Source organism: uncultured Turicibacter sp., assembly GCF_938044715.1.
Lineage (GTDB): Bacteria > Bacillota_I > Bacilli_A > MOL361 > Turicibacteraceae > Turicibacter > Turicibacter sanguinis.
Genome location: NZ_CALIOS010000017.1, coordinates 1 through 3,494, shown reverse-complemented (window position 1 = coordinate 3,494; position 3,494 = coordinate 1). Strand labels below are relative to the sequence as shown.

Below are 3,494 nucleotides of genomic sequence, written 5' to 3'. Positions count from 1 at the left end.
CATTGTAACAGGATAGAGACTTGATGTCTCTTTTTTTGATGCCATAAAAAAGGCGCTGCTTAGTTAGCAACACCAAATATTATAGAACCTTTATTTTTTAAAAGGAAAACACCTTTTTTTTGCGTATAGAAAAATGAGGTGAAAACGATGAAAAAGCAACTTGTTTATTTATTCGTGAGTGGAATTGTTATGTCACTCATCTTTATGAGTGCCAAACCTAAGAATACGTCGGTTCCTATTGTAATCGAATCACAATCAAGCATAGAGGAGATTACAAAATCTGAATTAGAAGAAGTTTCAAGCCTTTATTATATAATTGATGTAAAGGGAGAAGTTTATTGTCCTGGTGTTTATGAGGTAGAGGCTAACTCAAGAATTCATGAGGTCATTTTGCTTGCGGGAGGACTGACTGAAAAAGCGGATCAGAATGCTATCAATTTAGCGGGAAAAATAAAGGATGAAATGGTGATTTATGTTCCTCATGTAGAGGAGGTCGTAAATTTCCAGTGGTCTTTTGAATCATCGTCAGAATCTAAAAAAATATCCATTAATCAAGCCAATGAGGATGAACTCAAAAATTTACCAGGTATCGGAAAGACCAAAGCAGCTGCTATTATTCAATATCGAATGGATTATGGTCCGTTTCAAAGCATTGAGGAATTAAAAAATGTTACAGGAATTGGAGAAAAGACTTTTGAAAGCCTGGAAGACTTTATCGAACTTTAAGTTAAGACAGCATATGATTTACTTGGTTTTTGCTATTTTAATCGGAGTCTTGATGAATGGTGGGGCCTGGTATCTGATTTTTATTTTTCTTGTCTATCTTCGCCGATTTCCTAAGACATACTGGATTTATTTCCTTATTTTTTTGATTAGTTTTAGCTATTACCATACATTAGAACATCAAACAAAACTTCATACCAATGCCTCGTTAGAGCCATCAGAAGCGTTGGTCGTAAAAATCAAAAAGCAGAGTCGTGAGAAACAAACGGCTATTCTAGAAATAGGGAGTGAAAGAATTTATTGGACAACTTCTTCTGTTGAGCCGAAGTTAATGCCAGGAGATATTGTATTAGTAAACGGTGAGTTAAATGTTCCAATGGCAGCAACGGTTCCCAATGGATTTGATTTTAAGCAATATTTGTCTCATCAAAAGGTTTATTTGACCTTATATACGAATGAATTTGAATTAATCGGGCATCAGTTTACAATTAGGCAGTGGCAATATGAATTAGCTCAGCAAATAGAAATGAACTTTCCACCACTGACAGGTGCCTACATGAAAGCTTGGTTGCTTGGAATGACAGATGATTTAGAAGAAGAGATTCAAACCCTGTATTCTGAGCTTGGGATTATTCATTTGTTTGCGATTAGTGGATTACACGTCGGCTTATTAAGTTTTCTTTTACGGTTTGTTTTAAAGCGATTAGGGGTGATTGAGGAGTTAAGTCAACTCATTGTGATTGTCGCTTTAGTTTTATTTATGGTCATCAGTGGAGGAAGTCCTTCAATTGTTCGGGCGAGTGGGATGAGTATCTTATTGATGATTAATAAGCGTCTAAGATTGAATCTCTCGTCATTAGATGTTTTTTCAATTCTCTTTCTTGTCAATGTATGCTTAAATCCACGACAAATTTATCAACTTGGATTTATTTATTCGTATTGGATGACGTTTATTTTAATTTGTTTTCAACCTACTTTTCAAAAATTAGGTACTAAAAGTTTATTCTTCTTTTTGCCGTTTATTGCTCAATGTGCTTCAGCTCCAATTCAATTATACTTTTATGATGAAATAAATGTGTTGAGTTATCTTGTTAATTTATGGGTGATTCCACTTGTGAGCCTATGTCTTTTACCGCTTTTAATCCTCACGATTCTCATACCGTTTATTGCACCCTTAACGAACCATCTTCTCATGTTATTTGAAAGTGTCATTGTAGGGAGTGCCAGTTTATTCACGTGGAACTGGATTGTAGGCGAGTTTTCTTTAAATTTATTACTAGGATTGTTGCTGCTTTTTTTGGGGAATGGATATGTGTTTGAGAAAAAGCGTTGTTTTTCAAACTATGCCATTAGCATAATCCTGGTTATTTTTCTATTGGAATCCCATCGATTTTTTGTCAGTGAAAGTCAGTTCACGATGCTTGATGTGGGTCAAGGCGACAGTGTTATCATTCAATCGTCCTACAGGCGATGTAGTGTGGTGGTTGACACGGGTGGTACCTATCAGTTTACGGGGAAGCCTAAACCCATTTTTTCAACCACGCTAGAGCCCTTTTTAAAGGGAGAGGGGATTCGAACGATTGATTATTTGATTTTGACACATGGTGATTTCGATCATGTGGGAGAGGCCGTTTCGCTACTTCAAACTTTTGAGGTGAAAGAAGTGTTAACAAATGGGCAACCTTTAAATGAATTGATGAAAGAAATTGAAGAGGTAGCAAAGGAAGTAGGAACGATTTTTCGGCAGGTCAAACAAGAAGAAGTGTTAACGTGTGGGAATCAAATTCTCACGTTCTTACAATCAAATCAGATCAAATCAGATGAGAATGCTGCGTCATTGGTGTTTACATTAGAGATGGATGGATTTAGCGCACTATTGACTGGAGATATGGGGGTGAGTGAGGAGGCTGAGATTTTGAGTCGGTATCAGTTAAACCAATTAACAGTATACAAAGCAGCCCATCATGGTTCGAAAACTTCAAATTCAAATTCATTTTTGAGAAGATTAAGTCCCATGATTACCCTTGTATCATCAGGACGAAAAAATCGTTATGGTCATCCAAGTGTAGAGTTAATCGAAAATTTGAAACAACTCGAAATTCCACTCTTGAATACACAATACGATGGAAGTATTCAATTTAAAATTAGAAGGGATAGGCTATCGATTCAATCTTTTCCACCTTATGTTTATAATGTTCAATAATTAAAAAATTAGACAATTCTCTAAATAAAGTCACAACGAAAAAGTATAGTACCAAATTGAATCTCACAATAAAAAAAACAAAAAAGTCACACCAAAAGAAAATACGGACGATAAGTGTTTGGTTGTGACAGAGCCCTTAGTGTGATAAAATAGGGACTGAGGTGTTTTTATGGCCATTTATACGATCCTTGGTGAACAATCTGTTCTTTGTGAAAAGAAAATTAATGAAATTTTAGAGCAACATCAAATTGAATCGTTTGATGTCATCTCTTATGATATGAAAGAAGCAACGATTCAGGAAGCGTTGTTTGATTTGCAAACAGTTGCTTTTTTAAGTAATCGAAAAGCCATTTTAGTGAAGAATCCTTTATTTTTAACTGGAAAAGATTCAAAAGGTGAATTAAATCATGATTTAGAAAAGTTTATGGCGTTTTTAGAGCATCCGATTAGTGATAATATTTTAATTATTTATGCCCCTTATGATAAATTAGATGAACGTAAAAAAGTGGTGAAGTTATTAAAGAAGCAGTCGGAGTTTTTTACCTTTGAAACTTACTCAGAAACCACG

General features: G+C 35.1%; 3 protein-coding genes. All 3 read left to right on the top strand.

Features of this window, described 5'->3' with window-relative positions; translation table 11 throughout:
• Positions 1 to 147 precede the first annotated feature (147 nt).
• Positions 148 to 726, top strand: coding sequence for a helix-hairpin-helix domain-containing protein (locus QWC74_RS01775; protein ID WP_006783185.1), 579 nt, complete (start codon positions 148 to 150; stop codon positions 724 to 726).
• Positions 695 to 2,926 (top strand): DNA internalization-related competence protein ComEC/Rec2, encoded by a 2,232-nt coding sequence (locus QWC74_RS01770; protein ID WP_157753415.1) that lies wholly within the window; start codon positions 695 to 697, stop codon positions 2,924 to 2,926. Before QWC74_RS01775 ends, QWC74_RS01770 begins: the two co-directional genes overlap by 32 nt.
• A 169-nt stretch (positions 2,927 to 3,095) precedes the next feature.
• Positions 3,096 to 3,494 (top strand): DNA polymerase III subunit delta (gene holA / locus QWC74_RS01765; protein WP_353888892.1); only part of this gene is annotated, 399 nt, incomplete at its 3' end.

Coding starts and splice junctions, on each gene's coding strand:
- QWC74_RS01775 (WP_006783185.1), top strand. CDS start 148: ATGAAAAAGCAACTTGTTTATTTATTCGTGAGTGGAATTGTTATGTCA.